Here is a 22,695-nt window from a genome sequence, read left to right on the forward strand (position 1 = left end):
CTAGGCTGACTTCCGCACGGCGTTATCGACCAGTGTTTTGCCGAGCGACCAGATCGCGCCTGGGACGCGGTGGCTGTCGGCGATCACCGTATCGAACGACTTCGTGATCCATGTGCAGTCGTCTTCGTTGATCGTCAGTGGCGGCAACAGCTTGATGGTATGGCTACCGTGCCCGGAGACCTGGGTGAGGATCTTCTGTTCCTTGAACAGTGGCACCGTGATGAGCTGGCAGAACAGGCCTTTGTTGGCCGACTCCAGAATGTTCCAGGATGCCTTGAGGCGCAGCGACTTCGGCGGCCCGAATTCGATGCCGATCATCAGGCCCTTGCCGCGCACTTCCTTAAGCAGCTCAAAACCGGGAATCATGTTCTGCAAAGCGAGCCGCAACTCGGCGCCGCGCTTGGCGGAATTCTCGACCAGCTTCTCGTGCTTCATGATCTCCAGCGTGGCAATGCCGGCAGCCATCGCCAGATCGTTTTTGCCGAAGGTCGAGCCGTGGACCAGCGAACGATCCATACGGTTGAAGATCTTGTCAAAGATGGATTTACGCGTCAGCAGCGCGCCGATGGGAACGTGACCTCCTGACAGAGCCTTTGCGAGAAGGATCATGTCGGGTTCGACATTCCAGTGCTCGATCGCGAGGAATTTGCCTGTACGTCCGAGGCCAGTCTGGATTTCATCGGCGATGAACAGCGTTCCGTATTTGCGACACAACGCCGCCGCCCCCGACAGGAATTCGTCGGTGGGCAGGTTGACGCCCTTGCCCTGGATCGGCTCAACGATGAAGCCGGCGACCTGCTTGGACGACAGCGCCTTCTCCAGCGCTTCGAGGTCATTGAACGGCACCGTGGTGCAGCCCGACAGCAACGGGCCAAAGCCCGTACGGAAATTGGTATCGTCGGTCAGCGACAGCGCGCCATAGGTCAGTCCGTGATAGGCATGGTCGCAATAAACGATGCCGTCGCGCCCGGTCGCATTGCGGGCAAATTTGATCGCCGCCTCGACTGTTTCCGCGCCCGAGTTTGCGAAAAACACCTTGTCCATATAAGGGACATTTTCCAGCAACTTTTCGGAGAGAATACCTGCGAGTGTGGAGACGTCCATCTGCACCAAATTGGGCATATCGGCGTCGAGCACGCTTTTGAGCGCATTCCGCATCACCGGATGGTTCCGGCCAATCGCAAAAACGCCAAATCCGCTCAATAGATCGAGATAGCGAGCGCCTTCCCGGTCGAACAAATACTGGCCGGTGCCCCGCTGAAAGCCAACGTCATATCCGATGGTCTTGAGGACTCGGACAAGCTGTTCATTAAGGTGGCGCGTATGCATCGAGCTACGCTGCGCCTCCCGTTCAACAAACATCTCGGAAACGTCTAGATTCGGATATACCATGAGTTACATACGTCGGTTGATGGTCGCTTCGTCAACTGAAAACCGTAAATGCGGCGATTTGACTTCGCCGAGAACCGCTACTTAAGCATAGGTCTAAACATGTTGCAGCGCCCACGCATTACTACGCGCAGTCTCACATATTGCGGAATCTTTTTTTCAGCAGGCTTGTTTTCGGCAGGGCTGTCCCCCGCATTTGCAGCAGACCCGACCGGCGATTGGAAGGTCGAAGATGGCGTCGCCCACATCCGTGTTGCCGAATGCGGCGGCAGCATGTGGGGTGCCGTAGCCTGGGAACAGATCCCCGGCGGTATCGACAAGAACAATCCCGATGCCACCAAGAAGGCGCGCCCCACTCTGGGCATCGTGACCTTGATCGACATGAAGAAGAATGCCGCAAACGACAAATGGTCGGGTCAGGTTTACAATGCCAAAGATGGAAAATTCTATAAATCAACGATCAAACTCGGTGATACGTCTGACGAACTCGAAATCGAAGGCTGCGTCCTTGGTTTCCTGTGCGGCGGTCAGACCTGGACACGCGTAGGCCCGTCGATTCCATCGAGCCCCTCGAACCTGACCGCCAAGGGCGCCCTGCCCAAGGCGGGCGCTGCCACTGGCGGAAAAATGGCTCCCGGGGCTGCTCCGACGGCTTCTGCTGCTGCCCCCAAGGCTGCACCAACTCCTGCTGCTGGCGCACCCAAGGCCACCGCTCCTGCCGGTCAGAAAACCGCTGCAGCAACGGCGCCGGGACAGCCGGCCGACATCGGCGATATCTGCCTGCTGCCCGAGATCAACAAGGTCACTCACTAGTCTCGCGCGGCTTACCCATCAGAGCCGGCTGGAACAGCAGCACAGCCGCCAGCGTCACGACAAAGGACATCGCGAGCAGTTTACCCATGCTCGCGGTGCCCGGATGGTTCGACAGCCACAAGCTGCCGAACGCGGTGGCAGTCGTCAGCGCGCTGAAGAAGATCGCGCGTGTCAGCGATGACTGCAGCAGGTTCTTGTGGCCTGCCCGCCATGCCGTCACATAATAAATCTTGAATGCCACACCGACGCCGAGTAGCAGCGGCAGTGCGATGATGTTGGCGAAGTTCAGCGGCAGGCCGATCAACACGCAGATTTCCAGCGTGACGGTTCCCGCCACGAGCAAGGGAACGATAGTTAGCAACACGTCGCTGATGCGTCGCAAAGCCAGCCAAAGCAACAACGAGATCGAAATCAACGCCCAGAGGCCCGCGTGAATGAAGGCGGTGACGATGGTGTCGCCCGATTTCAGGATGGAGATCGGACCACCAACGGCGAGCGGCTCAGACTTCAGCACGGCATCGGCGAATTTACGCAAGGTGTCGTTATCGTTTGGATCGCCGTTGGGCTGCGCCTCGACGCGGATCTGGCCATCCTTGGTCTTCCACGAATTCACGAGGGCAGACGGCAAGTTCTGCAAACTGATCGGGCTCGCCTGCATCAGATTACGCAACTGCCCCAGCGCAAGTTTGAGCGGAACCACGAAGGTTGCCTGGACCTGATCACGCACCGGTTGGCTGGCATCAGCCGTTTTCGCCAATGCATCCGCCAGACGCTTGGCAGCAACAGCACCGGGGCTCGTCTGCGTTCCAGCAAGTTTGCGCAGGCTCGCCGCCGAGTCCTTCAGAGAGGTGACGTTTTCTGCATCGGTCGGCGCCTTGTCGATCGACTCAGGGTTCAAAGCCGGCTCGAGAATCTTCGCGCCATCCTGGATCGCCTTTAGCTTGGCGGGCTGATCCTCTGGCACAAAGCTATCCAGCGAAATCGTACGAGCGACTTCGGGCACCTTGGAGAGACGCTCTTCGACCTGTTTCGCAGCGGCCTCGTTCGGCGCCATGATGTTGACGGCGTTGGCGCCGGTGTTGGGATCCTTGCGCAGATCGAGGAACGTCGCGATCGACTCAACGTTCGGATTGCGCAGGTTGATCGGATTGAAGTCGAACTTCAGGAAGTAGAGCAACGGTAGACCGGCGATCGTGAGCGCCAGTGTGATGCCGATAATCCAGAAGCGCTTCTCTTCCAGGAAACGGTCGACAGGTGCCAGGAACGCATAACCAACGGGCTCCTTTTCGCCTGCGGGATTCAAGAGGTCGAGCAGCGCCGGCAGAACGGTGATGCTGGTCAGGAACGCGATCATCATGCCGGCGCCGGCGATCTTGCCGAGCTCGGACACGCCTTTGTAATCGGTCGGCAGGAACGACAGAAAACCGGCAGCCGTCGCGAAAGCGGCGAGCGACAGCGGCACTGCGCAATATTCGGCGGCCTTCGTCAAAGCCAGCGGCAGGTTGTCATTCTTGTACCGCTCCGAGCGGTAACGCACGCTGAACTGGATGCCGAAGTCGACGCCGAGGCCGACGAACAACACCGCAAATGCAATCGACAGCAAATTCAGTGAACCAACCATCATGAGGCCCACGGCGGTGGTTGTGGCGAGGCCAACGAAAAGCGTTGCGAAGACGGCGCCGATGATCTTGGCCGAGTGCAGCGCCATCCAGAGGATGACCAGCACGATCAAGACCGTACCGATACCGTTGACGACGGCACCATCCTGTACCGTGGAGAATTCTTCGTTTGCGATGGGGACCGGGCCGGTCAACCGTACGCGTGCGCCGTATTCCCCAGCGATGTTCAAGTCGACGGCAGCCTGCCGAATCGCATCTGTCGCGGTCTTGCCGGGCTCAAGCGCATTGAAGTCGAGGATGGGCTTGATTTCGATGAAGCCACGCTTGTCGCCATCTGTCAGAGGCTTGTCGCTGACCAGCCCGCGCCATGAGAAGGTGCCCTTGCCGTTTTTCAGCACGTCCTCGATGGTCTGCGAGACGGCGTTGAAGGTCGGCGCTGCGGCATCGAGCTGAAGCTGCCCGCGACGAATGCCAGTGAGGCCGGTCTCCAGCGCGCCGGTGAGACCGCGCAGGCTGGGATCACCCGCCATGATTTCGATCAGCGGCGCAGCCTGCTGGAATTGGCCTGTCAGTTGCGCAACTTCCTTGGTCGGAAGGAACAGCAAGCCGTTCTTCTCGAAAAACGCTCCGCCATCCAGTCGGCGAACCGAGTCGAAGTCCGTCTTGTTGGTGACCAACTTCGCTTCCATCGCATTGGCTGCGGCATTGGCGAATTCAGGCGTGGGCGCCTCAACCACCGCGATGATCAGACGCTCCTGGTCGAAGGCCTTGTCGAAGGCAATGTCGCGCTGACGCCAATCGAGATTCGGCGAGATCAGCTTGTTGATGTCTGTATTGATCGAGAAATTCTTCGCCGTGTAATAGCTCGCGCCAATCGAAAGAAGCACACAGAACAGCACCACCGGCAGGGCAAACCGGGTGCAGAAGTTCACGATCGAGACGACAACTCTTGTCAGCACGCTTTTTCTTTCTATTTGGGCAGGGCTCGCAAAGAATGCAGTTCACGCAGGAGTGTTCCGCAAACCATTACTTTCGCATTGGGTGCGCTTTGCTTTCAGCAATGTGATGGGATGGCATAAAACGTGCTGATCACCGTAGCAACGGCCGTGTTAGCGACGCCTCGTCGCGCCGTAAAGTGACGAACAAGTGAGGGTTTTCAGGTTCTTGGGGCGCAACTGCAAGATATTACCGCAATCCGGCCAAACGTCGCAAACCACGTTTTCGGTTCGTGATTGCATACTGAGTGATTTTTGTCACACAGAGCGCCTCAAATATCCAGCTGGGCTGGATATGTGCCTGATTATGGTACAGAATTAACGATTATACCGGAATCGATTATGGACTTTGTACCACGTGCTTGACCGTCGTCCCCTCGAAATCTTTCTGGCTCAGCCGCGCGGCTTTTGCGCGGGCGTCGTGCGTGCGATCGAGATCGTCGAGCGTGCTCTCGAGCGTTACGGGGCGCCGGTCTATGTCCGCCATGAGATCGTCCATAACAAATACGTGGTCGAGAGCCTAAAGGCCAAGGGCGCCATTTTCGTCGAGGAACTCTCTGAAGTGCCTCCGAACGCCATGACCGTGTTCAGCGCCCATGGTGTCGCCCGGAGCGTCGAGGAAGAAGCAGCTACCCGTGGCCTGCCCGTTTTGGATGCAACCTGCCCGCTCGTCACCAAGGTCCACAACCAAGGCAAACGGTACATGTCCAAGGGCCGTACGGTTATCCTGATCGGCCACGCGGGCCATCCGGAGGTCGACGGTACCATGGGACAGGTTCCCGGCCCGGTACACTTGGTCCAAAGCGTCGGAGACGTCCAAACTCTGCCAATTTCTCCTGATGAACCCGTCGCTTATATTACCCAGACGACCCTCAGCGTGGATGACACCAAGGACATCATTTTGGCCCTGGAACAGCGTTTCAGTGACATTGAGGGCCCCGATACCCGTGATATCTGCTATGCAACACAAAACCGCCAATCTGCGGTAAGAGACCTTAGCAAGCTCGTGGACGTCATTCTGGTCGTCGGAGCGACAAACAGTTCCAACTCGAACCGGTTGCGCGAAATCGGCACCGAAGTCGGTGTCGCGAGCTACCTCATTGCCGATGGCAGCGAACTCAACCCCGCCTGGTTGAAGGACGCGCGTGCCGTAGGCATCACGGCTGGCGCTTCGGCGCCAGAAGTGCTTGTAGATGACGTGATTGAGACCTTGCGGCGGATCGGACCGGTTGCGGTTTCGGTGTTGCCCGGACGCGAAGAGAATATCGAATTCAAGCTACCCGCCGAACTGACCGCGGTTTGATCCACCTTCGTCACGATGTGATGCGCAGAGAGAAAATACGAATGGCCATTCCGTTTTTTAAAGAAATGAAGATCGGCGCCTATCTGATGAAGAAGAAGCTGACGGGCCAGAAGCGGTATCCGCTTGTCCTGATGCTTGAGCCCCTCTTCCGCTGCAACCTGGCCTGCGTCGGCTGCGGCAAGATCGACTATCCGAACGCGATTCTAAATCGCCGTATGTCGGCCCAGGAATGCTGGGACGCCGCCGATGAGTGCGGCGCGCCGATGGTTGCGATCCCGGGTGGTGAACCGCTGATCCACAAGGAGATCGGTGAGATCGTGCGCGGCCTGGTCGAGCGCAAGAAGTTCGTCTCGCTCTGCACCAACGCACTGTTGCTCGAGAAGAAGCTCGATCTGTTCACGCCGTCGCCCTACCTGTTTTTCTCGGTGCATCTCGACGGCCTCAAGGACCACCATGACAAGGCCGTGTCGCAGGAAGGCGTATTCGACCGCGCCGTCTCCGCGATCAAGGCCGCCAAGGCCAAGGGCTTCGCCGTCAACGTCAACGCGACCATCTTCGACGGCCATGCCGCTGAAGACATCGCCAAGTTTCTGGACTTCACCGTGGAACTCGGCGTCGGTGTTTCGATGTCGCCCGGTTATGCTTATGAGCGCGCGCCGGATCAGGAGCACTTCCTGAATCGCACCAAGACCAAGAAACTGTTCCGCGACGTCTTTGCGCTCGGCAAGGGCAAGAAGTGGAACATCATGCATTCGGGCCTGTTCCTGGACTTCCTCGCCGGCAACCAGGAATACGAGTGCAAGCCGTGGGGCATGCCCGCACGCAACATCTTCGGCTGGCAGAAGCCCTGCTACCTGCTCGGTGAAGGCTATACCAAGACCTTCAAGGAGCTGATGGACACCACCGATTGGGACACCTACGGCACCGGCAAGTACGAGAAGTGCGCCGACTGTATGGCCCATTGCGGTTACGAGCCGACCGCCGCGGACGAAGCCATCAGCAACCCGTTCAAGGCCATGTGGGTGGCAATGCGCGGCGTGAAGACGTCGGGCCCGATGGCGCCGGAAATCGACCTTACCAAGCAGCGCCCGGCGCAGTACGTGTTCTCGTCGGAAGTTCAGAAGCGCCTGTCGGACATCCGTAAGGAAGAAGCTGTCGCCGCTGCCGCCAAGGCGGAAGAAAAGGCGCAGAAGGCTTCGACCGCCGCCTGAGCGATTTCAAGCTGGATACAAAAAGGGCGCGATGGAAATCGCGCCCTTTTCTTTTTTCTTTGGAAGATTGAATTCGCGAGACGCCTGGCAAACGCCGCCGGCGCAGCGCTCAGACGTCCGCGGAAACAAGGTTGGTGTGACCCAGCAAATAGCTGCGGCAGTCGCGCAGGCTGCGCAGCGCGCGATTGAAGTCGCGCCCGGTCGAAACCAGCGCCCGGATCACCAGCGGATTGCGGGCGATGCCGCGCAACACCTTGCGCAGATCGACATCGCCATTGGGTTTGATCGCGGTGGTGGCGATTTCCGGCAGGGCGCGATGGGCGGGATCGCTGACCACGCGCAGCGCGGCGAAGGGCAAACCGGCCCTGGCGGCGAACTCGGCTGCGATGTGGCTTTCCATATCGACGGCAGCTGCGCCAAATTCCGAGCGCAGCGCGGCCTTGCCAGCCTGTCCGGTGACGACCTTCTCAACACCGACAAGACCACCGCGAAACACCTTCTGACGACCGACGCCGGCACCGGCGATCAGTTCGTCGCTAAGCGCTTCAGAAGCCGACCAGCGGCTCATGCCGGCCACCACTTCCGTGGCCACGACGACGGCGCCTGATTTGAGATCGGGATCGAGGCCTCCGGCAACGCCAAAGCTAACGACACCGCGGACGGTGGCGGAATCGAAGTCCGCCAGCAGGCTGCGGAGCTGGACGGGATCACTTGAACTGCAGATGACGGTCATTCCCGGTCCGGCTGCGATCTTCGCCTCCTGGACCAGCCCTGTGACAATCAATACCGGTCGCGGGTCGGCGTCGCCCGCTGTCGAAATGCCCCCATCGCCCAAAATCACATCCCAACCCCTACGGTCTTGCTGTTGGTGCTCTTCAAATTCCGGAACCGCGCCAACGCCCAGAGCGGGAAGAATTTCGAGTAGCCATGATAACGCAGATAAAACACACGGGGGAAGCCGGTGGCCGTGTAACGGGCCTCGTCCCAGAGTCCTTTTTCCGTCTGTGTGTCCATCAGGTACCGCGTTCCACGGGCCACAGCCGGATTATCGACCTCGCCTGCCGCCATAAGCGCAAGCAAGGCCCATGCCGTTTGCGACGATGTGCTGGGTGCCGCCTCGAATCCCTTGTAATCGAGTCGGTAGCTGACCGCATCTTCGCCCCAACCGCCGTCGTCGTTCTGGATCGACAGCAGCCAGGCCACCGCCTTGCGGAACGCCGAATCCTGGTGGTCGATGCCGACAGCATTGAGCGCGCACAGCACCGACCAGGTGCCATAGATGTAGTTCAGGCCCCAGCGGCCATACCATGAGCCTTCGGCGAGTTGGGTGCGGCGCAGATATTCCACACCGTCTGCCAGCGGCTTCGAGGTCTCGACGGTGTCGCCAAGCTGCGCCAGCATCGAGACGCAGCGCGCGGTGACGTCCTCGGTCGGCGGATCGAGCAGCGCACCATGGTCCGAGAACGGGATGTTGTTCAGGTAATATTCGAGGTTATCGACCTCGAACGCCGCGAAGCCGCCGTCGCTGCTCTGCATGCCCAGAATCCACTCCCGACCACGGTCGAGGGCGACGTCGTATTCCTTGCCGCCGGTCTGACGGCGGGCGCGGTCCATCGCCATCATCACCACGGCCGTGTCGTCGAGATCGGGGTAATGCGCGTTGTTGTACTGGAACGCCCAGCCGCCCGGACGCAGATCCGGCCGCTTCACCGCCCAGTCGCCCTTGACGTCGAGCACCTGCTTCGTTGCCAGCCAGTCGAGACCTTCTTTCGCCGGACCGAACGCCTCATCGCCCCCGGTCTCCAGCATCGCATGCGCGGTCAGCGCGGTGTCCCACACCGGCGATACGCAAGGCTGGCAATAGGCTTCGACCTCGCCGACAATCAAAAGCTTGTCGATTCCGCGGCGCTGGATGGCGCGGGGTGGATAGTCGGCGGGGAAGCCGAGCACTTCATACATCATGACCATATTAGCCATCGGCGGATAGATCGCGCCGAGACCATCCTCGCCGTTCAGGCGCTCTTCGCAGAACTCGACCGCTTTGGCGATTGAATGGGCGCGGAGCTTCTTGGGGAAATACGGCTCGGCAGCGCGAAGCAGAATGTCGATGCCGGTGAAGAAGGCAAACATCGCGCGACTCTGATGCGGCGCACGTTTGATGCCACCGACCTTGGACGGATCTTCCAGGAACAGCTCGTCGATACCGATGCCCTTCTTGTTCTGCGCGCGCGGCTTCAGGGCTGCGAGTACCATGAGCGGCACAATCGTCGTACGCGCCCAATAGGACATCTTGTTGAGGTGGAACGGAAACCACATCGGCAGCAGCATGATCTCGACAGGCAGCACCGGAGTGGCACGCCAGGAGAGAATGCCGAACATCGCCAGCAGGAAGCGCGTGAAGACGTTCACATTGGCAGCGCCGCCGCGCGACCGGATCGCCTCGCGGGCACGAACCATATGCGGCGCGTCGGTCGAATCGCCGATCATCTTCAGCGCGAAATACACTTTCACGCTGGCGCTCATGTCGAAGTCGCCGTCCTGCACCAGCGCCCAGCCGTGATGCTTGCCCTGGGTGCGCCGAAGATAGTTGGCAATCTTGCCTTCGAGTTCAGCATCGACGGGCTCGCCGAGATAGTGTCGCAGCAAGACGTATTCTGACGGGATCGTGCCGTCGGCTTCGAGCTCAAATACCCAATGGCCGTCAGGCTGCCGGAACTTCAGCAGCCCCTGCCGCGCCGAAGCGATGCTCGTCTCAAGCGCCGCATTCTGAATTGTGATCTCTGGACTGACCGAATGCATCTCGCTCGCCATATCTCCGTACTCGTCGTGAATGATCGTCTGGCTGCGCAACGGTCAGCGCATCGCCAGAACGAGATCGGCGGCGCGGTCACCCGACCGCACCGATCCCTCAATAGTTGCCGGCAGACCGGTATCGGTCCAATCGCCCGCGAGAAAAAGATTCTTGAAATCCGTAACAGCGCCCGGACGCAGGGCATTTTGCGCAGGTGTAGCGGCAAAAGTGGCGCGGCGCTCGCGCACGATCTGCCACGCCGGCAGTGGCGCCTGGATATTCGAAATCTTGCAGATTTCGTCCCAGATCTGTTGCGCAAACTGTTCGCGCGGTGTGTTCACGAAACGGTCGCCATTGCTGATCGTGATCGACAGGCGATTGTGAAAAGCAAACAGCCATTCCACCACACCGCCGACAACGCCAACCAGCGGCGCGTGGCCTGCTGGCGGAACGTAGTTGAAATGCGCGTTCACGATCGCACGGAATTCGGTCGGCGTCTTCACGCCAGGCAAGAGCGACTTCGCGGCCCATGGCGGAACAGCCATCACCACGACGTCGTCCACGCTAAGCGTGATGACGTCTTCAGCGCCAAACTTCAGCTCGGTGACGCGATCACCACTCATGGTGTAACCGCGCAGCTCATGGCCAAAATGAACGCCGGCGCCCTTGGCACGCAGCAATTCGATCGCAGGCTCGACCAGAACATCGCTAAGACCAGCGCGCGCGATCAGCGGGCGGCACGCCTGCCCGCCAGCCAGCAGCGTTTCGCGCACGATGGCGCCGGCCAGACCAGCTGAACCTTCCGGCGGATCGACATTGAGCGCGGCCAGCAGCAGTGGCTGCACCAGACGATCATAGAGGACGCCTTCACAGCGAATGGCATCGCCGACCAGGCGACTATTCGACGACCAGATCAGCGGCGATAGCGCGAGATAATCGGCAACGCCGGTGTCCGGGACACGGCGCGTCTTGTCGAACAACCATGTCGGGATCTTGCCATCGCCGAGATCGAGCTGCCAGCGCTTGCCAGTCTTGGCATCGGCAAATGCAAATTGCGCCCGCTGCGGACCAACGAGCCCGGCCTCGGTGCCGATCGACTTTGCATAGTCCATGACATGGCGATTGCCCGACAGCACCAAGTGGTTGCCGTTGTCGATGGTCAGACCAGTCTGCACATCGAAATACGACCGGCAACGGCCGCCAGCCTGCTGGGTCGCCTCATGCACATGCACCTGGTAGCCGGCATTGCTGAGCCTGATAGCAGCAGCGAGGCCGGACACGCCGGCGCCAATGATATGAGCAGTTTTGGACATCAGATGATCGCGTATCGCAGCAGGATCGCTATCTTGGAGGCCTTGCCGAGACGAACGGGGTCGCGCGGCAAAGCAAAGCCACGCACCACCAGCAATTCCAGGATGGCGTGATAATATTTCGACATGATCCGTGGCGCACGCACCACGCGGCGCTTGTTACGCGCCATGATCTCGTCGGACTTCTCGAAATGCGCCTGCGCCCGCTTCACCAGCGGCGCACAGACCTTCGGCAATGCCAGGCTGGCGCGTACCACGTCGGGATCGCTTGACGTGATGCCGGCGTGATAGAGCAGCTCACGCGGCAGATAGAGACGGCCGATACCGGCGTCTTCATCGATGTCACGCAGGATATTGGTGATCTGCAGCGCACGGCCGAGATGATGCGCAAGCAGGATACCGTCTTCGTCCGGCATGCCGAACACCTTCACCGACAGGCGGCCGACGGCACTGGCAACGCGATCGCAATACAGATCGAACGTCGCATCGTCGGGCGCACGGATATCCTCGGGAATATCCATTTCCATCCCGTCGATGACGGCGATGAAATCCTCCTTGCGCATGCCGAACTGCTTGATCGGCCCCACATAGTCGCGTACCCGCGCCGGTGGGTTCCCCGCATAGAGCGCATCGATATCTGTACGCCACTGCTGCATATCGGCGAGCCTGACATCGCGCGGACCATCGGAATCCGCGATATCGTCGACCTGGCGACAGAAGCTGTAAATCTGGAACATCGCGTCGCGCTGGGCGCGTGGCAGAATGCGCATCGCGGCGTAGAACGAGCTACCGGCAGCAACGCCCTGAACCTCGTTCTGAGGTTCGCTGTTGTTCACTTCGCTGGTCATCTGGTTCATGCGCCGGGTCTCGTCGAACGAGGCATCGGCGCGCTGGTGGTCGCGCGGCGCCACAGCCCGCCGGCAATGCCGGCCAGCGCGTAGCCCGCCATGCTGGCCTTGGAGAGGTGAACTTTCTCGCTCAACGGATCGCGCGTCTTCAGCATCTTCAGTATCTGCCAGGCGAAGGTCTCGATGACAGCAACGTCACAGCCAAGCCGAGCGTCGGCAATGTGGACCGCCAGCGTCTCGCTCTCATGCATCAGGGTTTCGGTCCTGGCGACCAGCTCGCGAATACAGGCCAGCAGCGCCGGCGACGCCTTCGCCTGCTTGAGGTCTTCGACCGTGGCACCGTGCCGGTCCAGCACGTCCTGCGGAATGTAGACACGATCGAGATCGCGGTAGTCGTTGCCGCAATCCTGCAGATGATTGTTGATCTGCAACGCCGCGCACAGCGCATCCGACGCAGGCCAGGTGGCTTTGCTTTCGCCGTGCACGTCGAGCATGAAACGTCCCACCGGCATCGCCGAGAACGAGCAATAATGAATGAGCTCATCCCAGTCGGCGTAGCGCAGCTTGGTCACATCCATACGAAACGCTGTCAGGACGTCGAGCGCATGGCGCGGGGGCATCTCGCGCATCTGGAGCGCCTCGCGCAGGACGACGGCTTCGGCCTGTCCCTCGCCTTGACCGAGCAGATCGGCCTCCAGCTCGTCGAGCAGGGCGAGTTTCGCTGGCGCGTCGAGCAGCGCGTGATCGGCAATGTCGTCGGCGGTCCGGACGAAATTATAGAAGGCAAGAATCAGCGCCCGGTGGCGCGGATGGATAATCCACGACGCGACAGGAAAATTCTCGTCACGATCGGTCTTGCCGGATCGCAGTTCGCTCGCAGGGGTCATCCAGAACTGGCTACGTTGGATTGAAGGGGTGGCTCGGGGGCCGCCAAGGTCCGGAAATACCGGCAGGCGGGGTCGGCCGCGAGCCCCCATATAGGGCAAATTGGCCGGTGAAACCAATGCCAATATGCCACTTTCGGCCGCAGCCAGTGCCGGGCCGGATCGCGTCTCAGCGGGCTCGCGGCAAACCTAAAACCATGGCCACGAGCCCGAATCTCACATCGGCGGGCTATTTATTATTGACCGTGGCTGACCAGCACGTCGTTGCAGGGCTTGCTGATCTTGGGGCGGTTTTCCTTCAGGCAGGAGAGAATCACCAGATCCCCCTGATCCATCACGTTACGGCAATGCTTCTGCACGTCGCGGGTGCAAGCCTTCTGTTCCGCGTCGGTGCCGCTGCGGGGCTGGTTTTGCTGGGCCAATGCGCCGGTCGAGGCAGATGCGGAAAGCACGGACAGTACCAGGAGAAATTTACGCATTGTCTTCCTTCAATATGGTGGCGAGATTCACAGCCCGCGTGGTGCATAGCATAAACTGAAACATTCGCATCGCCGGGAAGGCCTTATCTTCAGGCGCATCGGCAAATTCGAGGCGATGGATGCAATCTGGACACAGAGTATCCGTCCCCGACGAACGCGAATAATGCGGCGAAAAGGTGCGCATATGGCCGGACCGGCTGATGCCCACCCACAGGACAGGATAGGATTTTAAGATAATTATCTCGACGCCCGCTGCGTAGGAGACGGTGCCTTATTGCCAATACGAGGGCGCGTTCACATGTTCCGCTCCGGGAACCTTTAGGGTTGTGAACGGTGACATGTTACTTTTACAATCGTCTAATTATGATCAGTCCATTGAACCTAAAGGTGCGCAGCGACACTTAAACTTCGATGAGGCGCGGCATAGCTCGGTTAGACAGCGCGATTTTGGGAAAATTCATATGACATTCCATTCTGCAAGGCGTTTCGGGCACGCCATCAAGGCCGCTGGCGCAGGCGCGATTCTGATGCTGTCGATGTCCGCAAGCCATGCTCAGTCCGGACCGTTCGTCGGCTTCGACGGGGCCTGGAGTGGGACCGGAACGGTGTCGATGTCGGATGGGTCGTCGGAGCGCATTCGCTGCCGGGCGACCTACAAGGTGGATGGCGGCAGTGCACTGGCTCAGACGCTGCGGTGCGCCAGCGACAGCTACAAGTTCGACCTCTCCAGCAATGTGACCAGCCAGGGCAACAATATCTCGGGCAGCTGGAGCGAGGCCAGCCGCAACATCTACGGCAATCTGGTCGGTAAGGCTGGCGGCGGCCAGATCGACGTTTTCGTTGAGGCGGCGGGCTTTGCAGCCAATATCACGCTGACGACCCGCGGCAACAAGCAATCGGTCTCCATCAGTTCCAAGGGCGAAATTCGCGGCGTCTCGATCAACATGGTCAAGAGCTGACGTCAGCTCACATAGCATTCAAGCTCACATAGCATTCACAAAAAAGCCCCCGCATCCGGGGGCTTTTCTTTTGCAGAATACCGACTTCTACTTCGCCGGCTTTGCCAGAACAGAGCTTCCGGTCAGGCGCTGCTGCAGATTGATCAGCCACATTGCGGTCGGTCGCAGGATGAACAGGTCGGCCACCAATGCCGCCACCATCGAGAAGGCGCTGAGCCAACCGAACAGCCGCAGCGACGGCAGATCCGAGAACACCGTCACGACGAGACCGCAGGCGAGCACCACTGTCGTCAGGATCAGTGCAGGGCCGACCAGCACAGTCGCGCGTTCGACGGCCACCGCGGGATCGGTGCCCGGCGTATCTTCCAGCCGCAGACGGTTGAGGAAGTGGATAGTCGCACTGAGGCCCAGGCCGAACGACACGGTGAGCGCCACCACGCTGGCGAATTGCAGCCCCTCCCCGAGCAGCCACAGCACGAAGCCGGCCAGCACCACCGGGAAGATGCCCGGCAGGATACAGGCCAGCATCACCACCCACGAGCGGAACGCGAGGCCGATGAAGATAGCGACCAGACCGAATTCGATCGTCAGGCCGTGATTGAGCTTCTCGATCATGCCGGCGCTGTTACGCGCCGCGATAGCCGACAGGCCGGTCACTGCAATCTCATAGCCGGGGTGCTTGGTGCGAACGGCGTTCAGCGCATTGTCGAGCTTATCGACGACCGGCAGGATCTGGCTCGAATCGCTGTCGGGCACACGACCAGACACAACCACCGCCGTCTGGTCCGCCGAGATGAAGCGGCGCACCAGATGTTCGGGAATCACGCTGACATATTCTTTCAGCGTCGCGACATCGGTCGAGCCGGCCTTCTCCGCCAGCCAGCGCCGCAGCGTCTCAAGCGACCAGACGTTACCCACACCGGCCTGCTTCTCGACCATGGCATGAACCTCGGCGATGGTCTGCAATGTGTCCGGCGAATACAGATCCGCGCCCTTGGGGAATTCGATCAGCACGTCGATCGGATTGGCACCGGTCAGCTTGGCGTCGAGACGCCCGCTGGCCGCGACCGCCTGCTCCTTGTCCGGCACCTGATCGGCCAGGCGATAGCGCGGTTCGAGATTGGCATAGACCACGCCCAGACTACCAACGACGATCAGCGAGATCAGGCTGAACAGGCCCGGCCGACCGACCATGCGCACCGCGATCCAGTAACAGAAGGCGCGTAGCGCCTGCACGCCGGCATCGGCGGTCTGGAACTTGGCGGCGAAGACCTTCTCGTTGCGCACCAGCAGCACGCCGAACACCGGCACCAGCGACAGCACCGCAACCAGCGCGATGATGGTGGCCGTGAGGCCAGCCTCGCCGAATGCGCGGATGAGATCCGAGTCGGAGAACTGCAATGCGAGGAAGGAAATGCCGGCGGTGCCATGGGTGAGGACGCAGGCCGGACCCACAACACGAACCGCATTCGTAAATGCCGAGTACTTGTCCTCGCCCGCGATCAATCGGTCACGCGCCGCGAAAGTGAGCTGCATCGAGTCGGCAAAACTGATCACCATAATCAGCGGCGTCATCACATTGAGGAACATGTTGAGGCTGAAGCCGGCCCAGCCAAGTGCGCCGAGCGACAACAGGATCGCCAGCAGCGGCGGAAACGCCGCGATGATCATGAAGGAGATCTTGCGGAAGAAAATGATCGCAATGACGCAGCCGGCGAGAATGCCGGCGATATTGTAGATCAGGCCGTCGCGCTCGACCGCATTGCGGATTTCGAGCTGCATCACCGGCACGCCCGACAATTCCTTGGTCAGGCCGCTATTCGCCAGGTCGTCATTCATGGTCTTGCGGATATCGGCGACCACGGTGCTGAGCTTGTTATTGCTGACCACGGCCGGGTCGAGCGACAGCACCACCAGCGCCAGCGTGCCGTCGTCGGACAAAAGCTTGCCGCGGATCAACTCGTTCTGCTTCACCGTCTCGATGAACTTGTCGTAGTCGGCGCCTTCAGGAAGGTCGTTGGGAAACAGCGCTGCCGGCAACTTGCCGGGGGCGGGCGTCTGACGCGCCGAGAAGATCGAGATCAGGCCGCGCACGCCATCGACCAATTGCAGGTCGGTGACGAGCTCGCGCATCTTTTCGAGGTTCTCGCGCGCGAGCAGCGTCTTGCCCTCGATCACCACCAGTACGTCGAATTCGGTCGACGGGAAGCGCTTCGTCACTTCCTCGTACTGCTTGTATTCCTTGCTGTCAGAACGGAACAGCTGGCTCAGCGAATCGTCGATCTTGATGCGCTGGATGCCGAAGACGGCACCGATCACCAGCGCGAGCAGGATGATGCAGGAGAGGATCGGCGCCTTAACCGCGATCAGGCCGATGCGCTCCAACCCGAAGGCGATGCTGACCGGCCCCTTGCGCAGTTTGGTCATGTCAGCGTCGTGGGAATCCGTGTCGTGCATGCCTTGTCCAGTCCTGTCGTCAGCGGCGTCTGCTAGCAAGCGTCGCGGGCAGTAATGAGGCTGGAATCGGCGGGACCGAACAGCGCTAGCCCTTGAAATCATGCGGTAAATCTGCCGCACGCAGATGTAGCAGGTCTGTGTGACACATCGCAAGGCGGCGACCGCGCGCAGGTTGCGTTTCAGGTCACAAAATAGAGCGCAGGGGCTGTTGTCTCAGACTGGTGCAACGAGAGGCGTTGCCAGTTGTAGGCCGCTTTCGTCTTTCAGAGCGACACCAGTCATGCCGCGGCTGAGGCCTTCGCGCGCCAGCCACGCGATCTTGGCTGCAGCCTCCTCGAAGGACAGGCCGGCGGACTGGATGTTCGACACGCAGTTGCGCGCAGCATCGGTCAGGCCCCACTGTGGCGCAAAGGTCAGGTAGGCGCCCAGACTTTGCGGTGCCGACAGACCCGGGCGCTCACCGATCAGCATGATGGTCATCCGTGCCTTCAACAGCGCACCGATCTCATCGCCGAGCGCGACCCGGGAACCGACGGCCACAACGACGGCGCCGATCTCGAATCCCGCCAGTTTGGGCAGCAAGGCGTCCAGCAGACCGAGCGCATGCGCATTGACCGCAGCCGGCGACAGGCCGTCCGCGATCACGATCACCAGATCACATGCCGCGCTTCTGCGCCCTTCAAGCAGCTCCCGCGACTCGCGGGATAATCGGCGGCCCAGATCAGGGCGCTTGAGATAGTCGGCACGATCCGCCACCTGGCTCGTCACCACCAGCGTGCTCGCCCCCTGCCCGGTCAGCACGGACCTTATGGCTTCAGCCTCGAAGGGCGCGTGAACCGCGTCGCGCGCGCGCGCATGGTCCAAGGTGAAATCCAACAGGGCCTGCGTGGTCAGGCTGGCGCCGGTCCGCCCGAGCCCGACGCGCGCCGGTGTCAGCGCGCGCAACTCCGTGAGGAAGCGTTGCGGTGAAGTCGGCGTCATGTCGTGTCGATCTGTCATGACGCCAACGCTATCGTCTATTCAGCGGGAACGGCAGCATCCTGCAGCTTCAGCGAATAATAGGAAGCATTGGTCTGACCACCGGACGCATCACGGGCGAAGTTGATCAGGTGGTGCGCCACCATAATCCCGCTGATGAGATACTCGATCTCGCCGCGCGCCAGCCGCCTGAATGCGAACTTCCAGAACGCCCGTTTGTAATCGCCGAGCACGCCGACCTTCCAGAAGATATTGCGCAACATCACCAGTCCGAGACGGATGCTCTTCCAGGTCAGCATGGCCCCGATCGGCGGCTTGATCCGGTTTGGATAGGTGTGGCGGATCTGGTACTCGAAACGCTCGAGCAGCTTCTCCGGCACATAGGCACTGCCCATGGCGCGCCGCCAGCTCTTTACAACGTCGTCATAGGGCAACAGGAAGTCCACGTTGGAGTCGCGCCCTTCGTCCTCGTTCAGGCGCCCTTCCTTCTTCAACCGATCCCATAGCGGCGTCTGCGGCAGCGCCTGCAGCAGGTTGATTGTCAAAAGCGGAATCTGCGACGCCTCAACGAATTCGAGCAGATGCTGCCCGGTCTCCGGCCTGTCGGTATCGAGGCCGAGGATGATGCCGGACACGACTTCCATGCCGAAACTGTTCAGAGTCTCGATCGCCTCCATGATGGGGACCATCATGTTGTGATCCTTCTTCATCGCCTTGAGGGCGACGGGATCTGGCGTCTCGATGCCGCAGAAGATGGTGCCGAACCAGGCATCGCGCATCAGCGCAAGGATTTCCGGCCGCTTGGCGATGTTCAGCGTCGCCTCGCAGGACAGGCGCAAGACAAAACCGGTCCTCTTCTGCCATTCGACCAGATGCGGCAGCAGATCCAGCGCAGCCTTGCGGTTGCCGATGAAATTGTCATCGACGAAATAGACCGATCCCATGATTCCACATTCGAGCAGCTTGTCGAGCTCGGCGGTGATCTGCTCCGGCGACTTCAGGCGCGGGTTGCGGCCATAGAGGCCAGGAATGTCGCAGAACTCACACTGATACGGGCAGCCCGAGGAATACTGGATGCTGCCGAGGAAGTAGCGCGGGATATCCGCCAATTCGTAGGCCGGAATCGGAAACTTGGTCATGTCGAGGCGGTCGGCGGTCTTGAGCACGACCTGCTGGTCAGGGCGCGACACGTCTTTCTCGAGGATATCGATCAACTGGTCGGTGGCATCGCCGAGTTCGCCCACATGGAGATAATCGAAGGCCGGATAGTATTCCGGGCACGACGACACCGACGGTCCGCCGATCGCCACCGGCAGGTCATACTTATGCGCGCGATAACAGATGTCGTTCATCTGGGTGCGCTGGATATGCATGCCCGAAACCATCACCGCTTCCGCCCACAGGAAATCGGCCGGCGTAGCGTCGCGGATGTTCTCATCGATGAACCGGACTTCCCAGTTCTCCGGCATGTAAGCGGCAATCAACAGCAAGCCCTGGGGAGGCATGAACGCCTGAACGCCGTCGGTCAGAGGATATGAATATTCAAACGTGCCAAATGAAGAGGTGTATCGCGGAAAGACGCACAAGATACGCCGGACCGTCTGCCTGCCCTCAGCTCTCATCAAAATTCCTCTGTGAATGCATCAGCGATCCCCATAAGCGCTGAACCTTCAATAACATTGTCGAGATAAAACCGTTCCACTCCTGCCGAATAGTTTGGACGATCTAATCACGACCTCCGAATCTGGGCCAGAATTTCTTCAAGATTGTGGCGAGCGGTGACAAGGTCGTGACCAGCTTCGCGCAAGTGCGCACAAAGCGCCAAGCCTTATGACGGTTTATTGACGTCAGGCGATCAGACGCGCTGCCAGGTCGGGCAGCAGGCCGTCCCGATCGCGGATGCGAAGGTCCGCTCCGGACAGCCCGACCCGCTGCAGCCAATCGTCGAATTCCGGTGCGCGTTTGAGGCCAAAGAGGTCACGGATATAGAGCGCGTCGTGAAATGACGTCGACTGGTAATTCAGCATCACGTCATCGGCACCCGGCACGCCCATCACGAAGGTCACGCCGGCCGCGGCCAGCAGCGTCAGCAGATTGTCCATGTCGTCCTGATCGGCTTCGGCATGGTTGGTGTAACAGACATCCACCCCCAGCGGCAGACCGAGCAGCTTGCCGCAGAAATGGTCCTCCAGCCCGGCGCGGATGATCTCCTTGCCGTCATAGAGATATTCCGGCCCGATGAAGCCGACGACGCTGTTCACCAGCAACGGATCGAACGCCCGCGCGACCGCATAGGCCCGTGCCTCCAGGGTCTGCTGGTCGACGCCGTGATGGGCATTGGCAGACAGCGCCGAGCCCTGCCCGGTCTCGAAATACATAACGTTCTGGCCAAGCGTGCCGCGCTTCAGGGAGAGCCCCGCATTATGCGCCTCCTTCAGGATCGCCAGATCGATGCCGAAGCTCTTGTTGGCGGCTTCGGTCCCGGCAATCGACTGAAACACCAGATCGACCGGGGCGCCCTGGTTGATCAGATCGAGGCTGGTCGTGACATGGGTGAGCACGCAGCTCTGCGTCGGCATATCCAGCTTGGTGATGACCTCGTCGAGCAGCCGCACCAATCCGCCCAGTACCGCAGGATCGTCGCTCGCCGGATTGATGCCGATGCAGGCATCGCCGGAGCCCAGCATCAGCCCATCGAGAATGGAGGCGGTGATGCCCCTGACATCGTCGAACGGGTGGTTTGGCTGCAGGCGCACGCTCATCCGACCGCGCAGACCGATGGTGTTGCGAAAGCGCGTGATCACCTCGCACTTTTTCGCCACCAGGATCAGATCCTGGTTGCGCATCAATTTTGAAACGGCGGCGGCCATCTCGGGCGTGATGCCAGGGGCGACGCCTCGCAGAACCTCTGGCGTCGCTGCGTCCGATAGCAACCAGTCGCGGAAACTACCGACGGTCAGAGATGAAATGGGCATGAACGCCAGCAGGTCATGGCCGTCGACGATCAGACGGGTGACCTCGTCGTCCTCATAGGGCACAACCATGTCCTGCAGGAACTGCCTGAGCGGCACATCAGCCAGCGCCATCCGCGCGGCGATCATCTCCTCGGCAGTGTCTGCCGCGACGCCTGCCAACCGGTCGCCGGAGCGCGGCGGCGTCGCCTTGGCAAGCAACTCGCGCAAGGTCGCAAAGACATATGACTGCGTGCCGATGGCTTGGCGAAAGATCATTGCTGCTCCAGAGCGTGGCACCGAAAACAGTCCGGAGCCACGCTCGCGAAGCAGACTAACATCTAAAGCTGCGCTATGCAGCCTTGACGGTCGCGAGGAATTTGTCGACTTCCATACGCAGCTTTTCGGACTGCTGCGATAGTTCTGAAGCGGATGCCAGAACCTCGGCGGAAGCCGCTCCTGTCTCTCCCGCAAGACGCGTGATCGCAGAAATGTTCGACGACACCTCGCTGGTGCCGTTTGCCGCTTCCTGCACGCTGCGCGAGATTTCGTTGGTCGCGGCCCCCTGCTCCTCGACCGCAGCCGAAATTGCGGCCGAGATTTCGCTCAGCGACTTGATCACGGTGGTGATGGTACCGATCGCCATCACCGACTCGGCTGTCGAGCTCTGGATGTCGCCGACCTGATCGGCGATTTCAGCGGTCGCTTTCGCCGTCTGTTCGGCGAGCGATTTCACCTCTTGTGCCACCACGGCAAATCCCCGGCCGGCTTCGCCGGCCCGCGCAGCCTCGATGGTCGCATTAAGTGCCAGCAGATTCGTCTGGGCCGCGATATTGTTGATCAATTCGACCACTGCGCCGATCTTCTGGGCAGCCTCGGCGAGGCGATGCATCTTGGTCGTGGTCTCATCGGCATCACGCACGGCGTCGCCGGCAATCCGCGCGGAATCGTTCACCTGCCGCGAGATCTCCTTGATGGAACTGGTCAGTTCCTCGGTTGCCACCGCTACCGCCTGCACGCCAGACGTCGCATCTCTTGATGCGGCTTCAACCACATTCGACTGTGACACAGATGTTTGAGCGGACACCGTCATACTCTGCGCCGCTGCCTGCAGTTCGGTAGATGCAGAACTGACGATATTGACAACGCCGCCAATCATCTTCTCGAAATCATTGGCGATACGATCAAGAACCACGCGACGGTCGCGCCTTCCCTCTTCGATATAGACCGAAATCGCGAGATCCATGTCGAGCATGGCGGCTTTTATGATAGCCGTCTGAAGCAGGCTCCTCCTGTTCTTGGCTTTGAAATCGAACCTGCCTGCAGGCATCCGTTGCGCAATGGCATCGACAAGACCTGACACCAGCGCATTGTAGCCGCCAATATACCAGCGCGGTTCAAGGCCGAGCTTGTTGTGAACCTGGCCAATCTTGGTCACCGAAGCCTGATATGCATCGTCGAAACGCCCCTCGAGGATCACAGACCAGTGGGCGATCTGCATCTTCTTCGCATGCATCATCTGGTCGCGACTCTTGAAGAATGCGGCGGTTTCCGCAAACGCAGAGATGTGGTCGTAAAATGCATCGAGGATCGCCGGCAATTCTGCGAGAATGAAAGTTTTCCCCTCCCGGAGTGCCGCGACGGTGTCGTGATCGATGAGATTGAATTTTAGACGTTCTGAAATCATGGTCGCGTCCGGCATTGAAAT

Annotated in this window: 17 protein-coding genes; 4 read left to right on the forward strand and 13 right to left on the reverse strand. The window is 60.2% G+C overall.

Annotated features, from left to right (window positions below):
- A complete protein-coding gene (hpnO, locus tag CIW50_RS10360; protein WP_149531131.1) occupies positions 1 to 1,392 on the reverse strand; it encodes an aminobacteriohopanetriol synthase HpnO in 1,392 nt (463 codons plus the stop codon).
- Between the two features lie 99 nt (positions 1,393 to 1,491).
- Here hpnO and CIW50_RS10365 point away from each other — a divergent pair, with 99 nt between their 5' ends.
- The gene (locus tag CIW50_RS10365) at positions 1,492 to 2,202 is read left to right on the forward strand and encodes a DUF2147 domain-containing protein (RefSeq protein WP_149531132.1); all 711 of its coding nucleotides are present in this window, start codon (positions 1,492 to 1,494) and stop codon (positions 2,200 to 2,202) included.
- Here the strand turns inward: CIW50_RS10365 and hpnN are convergent.
- Entirely contained in the window at positions 2,192 to 4,780 is a 2,589-nt protein-coding gene (gene hpnN / locus CIW50_RS10370; protein ID WP_149531133.1) for a hopanoid transporter HpnN, read from the reverse strand. The two genes, CIW50_RS10365 and hpnN, sit on opposite strands and share 11 nt — an antisense overlap.
- Before the next feature lie 394 nt (positions 4,781 to 5,174).
- Here hpnN and ispH point away from each other — a divergent pair, with 394 nt between their 5' ends.
- A complete protein-coding gene (ispH, locus tag CIW50_RS10375) occupies positions 5,175 to 6,119 on the forward strand; it encodes a 4-hydroxy-3-methylbut-2-enyl diphosphate reductase (RefSeq protein WP_149531134.1) in 945 nt (314 codons plus the stop codon).
- Between the two features lie 41 nt (positions 6,120 to 6,160).
- Positions 6,161 to 7,330, forward strand: coding sequence for an adenosyl-hopene transferase HpnH (gene hpnH / locus CIW50_RS10380; RefSeq protein ID WP_116663010.1), 1,170 nt, complete (start codon positions 6,161 to 6,163; stop codon positions 7,328 to 7,330).
- A gap of 109 nt (positions 7,331 to 7,439) precedes the next feature.
- Here the strand turns inward: hpnH and CIW50_RS10385 are convergent, their stop codons facing one another.
- From CIW50_RS10385 to CIW50_RS10410, 6 genes are all read right to left on the reverse strand, one after another.
- On the reverse strand, positions 7,440 to 8,171 hold the full coding sequence (locus CIW50_RS10385) for a phosphorylase (protein ID WP_149531135.1): 732 nt from the start codon (positions 8,169 to 8,171) through the stop codon (positions 7,440 to 7,442).
- Positions 8,168 to 10,141, reverse strand: coding sequence for a squalene--hopene cyclase (gene shc, locus CIW50_RS10390; RefSeq protein ID WP_502707433.1), 1,974 nt, complete (start codon positions 10,139 to 10,141; stop codon positions 8,168 to 8,170). The genes CIW50_RS10385 and shc overlap by 4 nt, the downstream gene beginning before the upstream one ends.
- Positions 10,142 to 10,183: 42 nt before the next feature.
- Entirely contained in the window at positions 10,184 to 11,434 is a 1,251-nt protein-coding gene (gene hpnE / locus CIW50_RS10395; RefSeq protein WP_149531136.1) for a hydroxysqualene dehydroxylase HpnE, read from the reverse strand.
- Positions 11,434 to 12,288: a presqualene diphosphate synthase HpnD gene (gene hpnD / locus CIW50_RS10400; protein ID WP_149531137.1), complete on the reverse strand. Its 855-nt coding sequence runs from the start codon at positions 12,286 to 12,288 to the stop codon at positions 11,434 to 11,436. Before hpnD ends, hpnE begins: the two co-directional genes overlap by 1 nt.
- Positions 12,285 to 13,166, reverse strand: coding sequence for a squalene synthase HpnC (gene hpnC / locus CIW50_RS10405; protein WP_149531138.1), 882 nt, complete (start codon positions 13,164 to 13,166; stop codon positions 12,285 to 12,287). The genes hpnD and hpnC overlap by 4 nt, the downstream gene beginning before the upstream one ends.
- A 233-nt stretch (positions 13,167 to 13,399) precedes the next feature.
- Positions 13,400 to 13,642: a cysteine rich repeat-containing protein gene (locus tag CIW50_RS10410; RefSeq protein ID WP_149531139.1), complete on the reverse strand. Its 243-nt coding sequence runs from the start codon at positions 13,640 to 13,642 to the stop codon at positions 13,400 to 13,402.
- 461 nt (positions 13,643 to 14,103) lie between these two features.
- On the opposite strand from CIW50_RS10410, the gene CIW50_RS10415 reads away from it, so the two are divergent.
- The gene (locus CIW50_RS10415) at positions 14,104 to 14,601 is read left to right on the forward strand and encodes a hypothetical protein (RefSeq protein ID WP_149531140.1); all 498 of its coding nucleotides are present in this window, start codon (positions 14,104 to 14,106) and stop codon (positions 14,599 to 14,601) included.
- A gap of 87 nt (positions 14,602 to 14,688) precedes the next feature.
- On the opposite strand, the gene CIW50_RS10420 is transcribed toward CIW50_RS10415, so the two are convergent.
- From CIW50_RS10420 to CIW50_RS10440, 5 genes are all read right to left on the reverse strand, one after another.
- On the reverse strand, positions 14,689 to 17,028 hold the full coding sequence (locus CIW50_RS10420; protein WP_502707434.1) for an efflux RND transporter permease subunit: 2,340 nt from the start codon (positions 17,026 to 17,028) through the stop codon (positions 14,689 to 14,691).
- A gap of 243 nt (positions 17,029 to 17,271) precedes the next feature.
- Positions 17,272 to 18,057 (reverse strand): ethanolamine ammonia-lyase subunit EutC, encoded by a 786-nt coding sequence (gene eutC, locus CIW50_RS10425; protein WP_246664213.1) that lies wholly within the window; start codon positions 18,055 to 18,057, stop codon positions 17,272 to 17,274.
- Positions 18,058 to 18,074: 17 nt separating this feature from the next.
- A complete protein-coding gene (locus tag CIW50_RS10430) occupies positions 18,075 to 19,658 on the reverse strand; it encodes a B12-binding domain-containing radical SAM protein (RefSeq protein WP_149531142.1) in 1,584 nt (527 codons plus the stop codon).
- 225 nt (positions 19,659 to 19,883) lie between these two features.
- Positions 19,884 to 21,266 (reverse strand): ethanolamine ammonia-lyase subunit EutB, encoded by a 1,383-nt coding sequence (locus CIW50_RS10435; RefSeq protein WP_149531143.1) that lies wholly within the window; start codon positions 21,264 to 21,266, stop codon positions 19,884 to 19,886.
- Between the two features lie 73 nt (positions 21,267 to 21,339).
- Positions 21,340 to 22,674 (reverse strand): globin-coupled sensor protein, encoded by a 1,335-nt coding sequence (locus CIW50_RS10440; protein WP_246664214.1) that lies wholly within the window; start codon positions 22,672 to 22,674, stop codon positions 21,340 to 21,342.
- Between the last annotated feature and the right edge of the window lie 21 nt (positions 22,675 to 22,695).

Source organism: Tardiphaga sp. P9-11, assembly GCF_008329525.1.
GTDB lineage: Bacteria > Pseudomonadota > Alphaproteobacteria > Rhizobiales > Xanthobacteraceae > Tardiphaga.

Excerpts from the sequence above, each read along its gene's own strand:
- hpnO (WP_149531131.1), bottom strand. The coding sequence starts at position 1,392 with ATGGTATATCCGAATCTAGACGTTTCCGAGATGTTTGTTGAACGGGAG.
- CIW50_RS10365 (WP_149531132.1), top strand. The coding sequence starts at position 1,492 with ATGTTGCAGCGCCCACGCATTACTACGCGCAGTCTCACATATTGCGGA.
- hpnH (WP_116663010.1), top strand. The coding sequence starts at position 6,161 with ATGGCCATTCCGTTTTTTAAAGAAATGAAGATCGGCGCCTATCTGATG.
- shc (WP_502707433.1), bottom strand. The coding sequence starts at position 10,141 with ATGGCGAGCGAGATGCATTCGGTCAGTCCAGAGATCACAATTCAGAAT.
- hpnE (WP_149531136.1), bottom strand. The coding sequence starts at position 11,434 with ATGTCCAAAACTGCTCATATCATTGGCGCCGGCGTGTCCGGCCTCGCT.
- hpnD (WP_149531137.1), bottom strand. The coding sequence starts at position 12,288 with ATGAACCAGATGACCAGCGAAGTGAACAACAGCGAACCTCAGAACGAG.
- hpnC (WP_149531138.1), bottom strand. The coding sequence starts at position 13,166 with ATGACCCCTGCGAGCGAACTGCGATCCGGCAAGACCGATCGTGACGAG.
- CIW50_RS10410 (WP_149531139.1), bottom strand. The coding sequence starts at position 13,642 with ATGCGTAAATTTCTCCTGGTACTGTCCGTGCTTTCCGCATCTGCCTCG.
- CIW50_RS10415 (WP_149531140.1), top strand. The coding sequence starts at position 14,104 with ATGACATTCCATTCTGCAAGGCGTTTCGGGCACGCCATCAAGGCCGCT.
- CIW50_RS10420 (WP_502707434.1), bottom strand. The coding sequence starts at position 17,028 with ATGACCAAACTGCGCAAGGGGCCGGTCAGCATCGCCTTCGGGTTGGAG.
- eutC (WP_246664213.1), bottom strand. The coding sequence starts at position 18,057 with ATGACAGATCGACACGACATGACGCCGACTTCACCGCAACGCTTCCTC.
- CIW50_RS10430 (WP_149531142.1), bottom strand. The coding sequence starts at position 19,658 with ATGAGAGCTGAGGGCAGGCAGACGGTCCGGCGTATCTTGTGCGTCTTT.
- CIW50_RS10435 (WP_149531143.1), bottom strand. The coding sequence starts at position 21,266 with ATGATCTTTCGCCAAGCCATCGGCACGCAGTCATATGTCTTTGCGACC.
- CIW50_RS10440 (WP_246664214.1), bottom strand. The coding sequence starts at position 22,674 with ATGATTTCAGAACGTCTAAAATTCAATCTCATCGATCACGACACCGTC.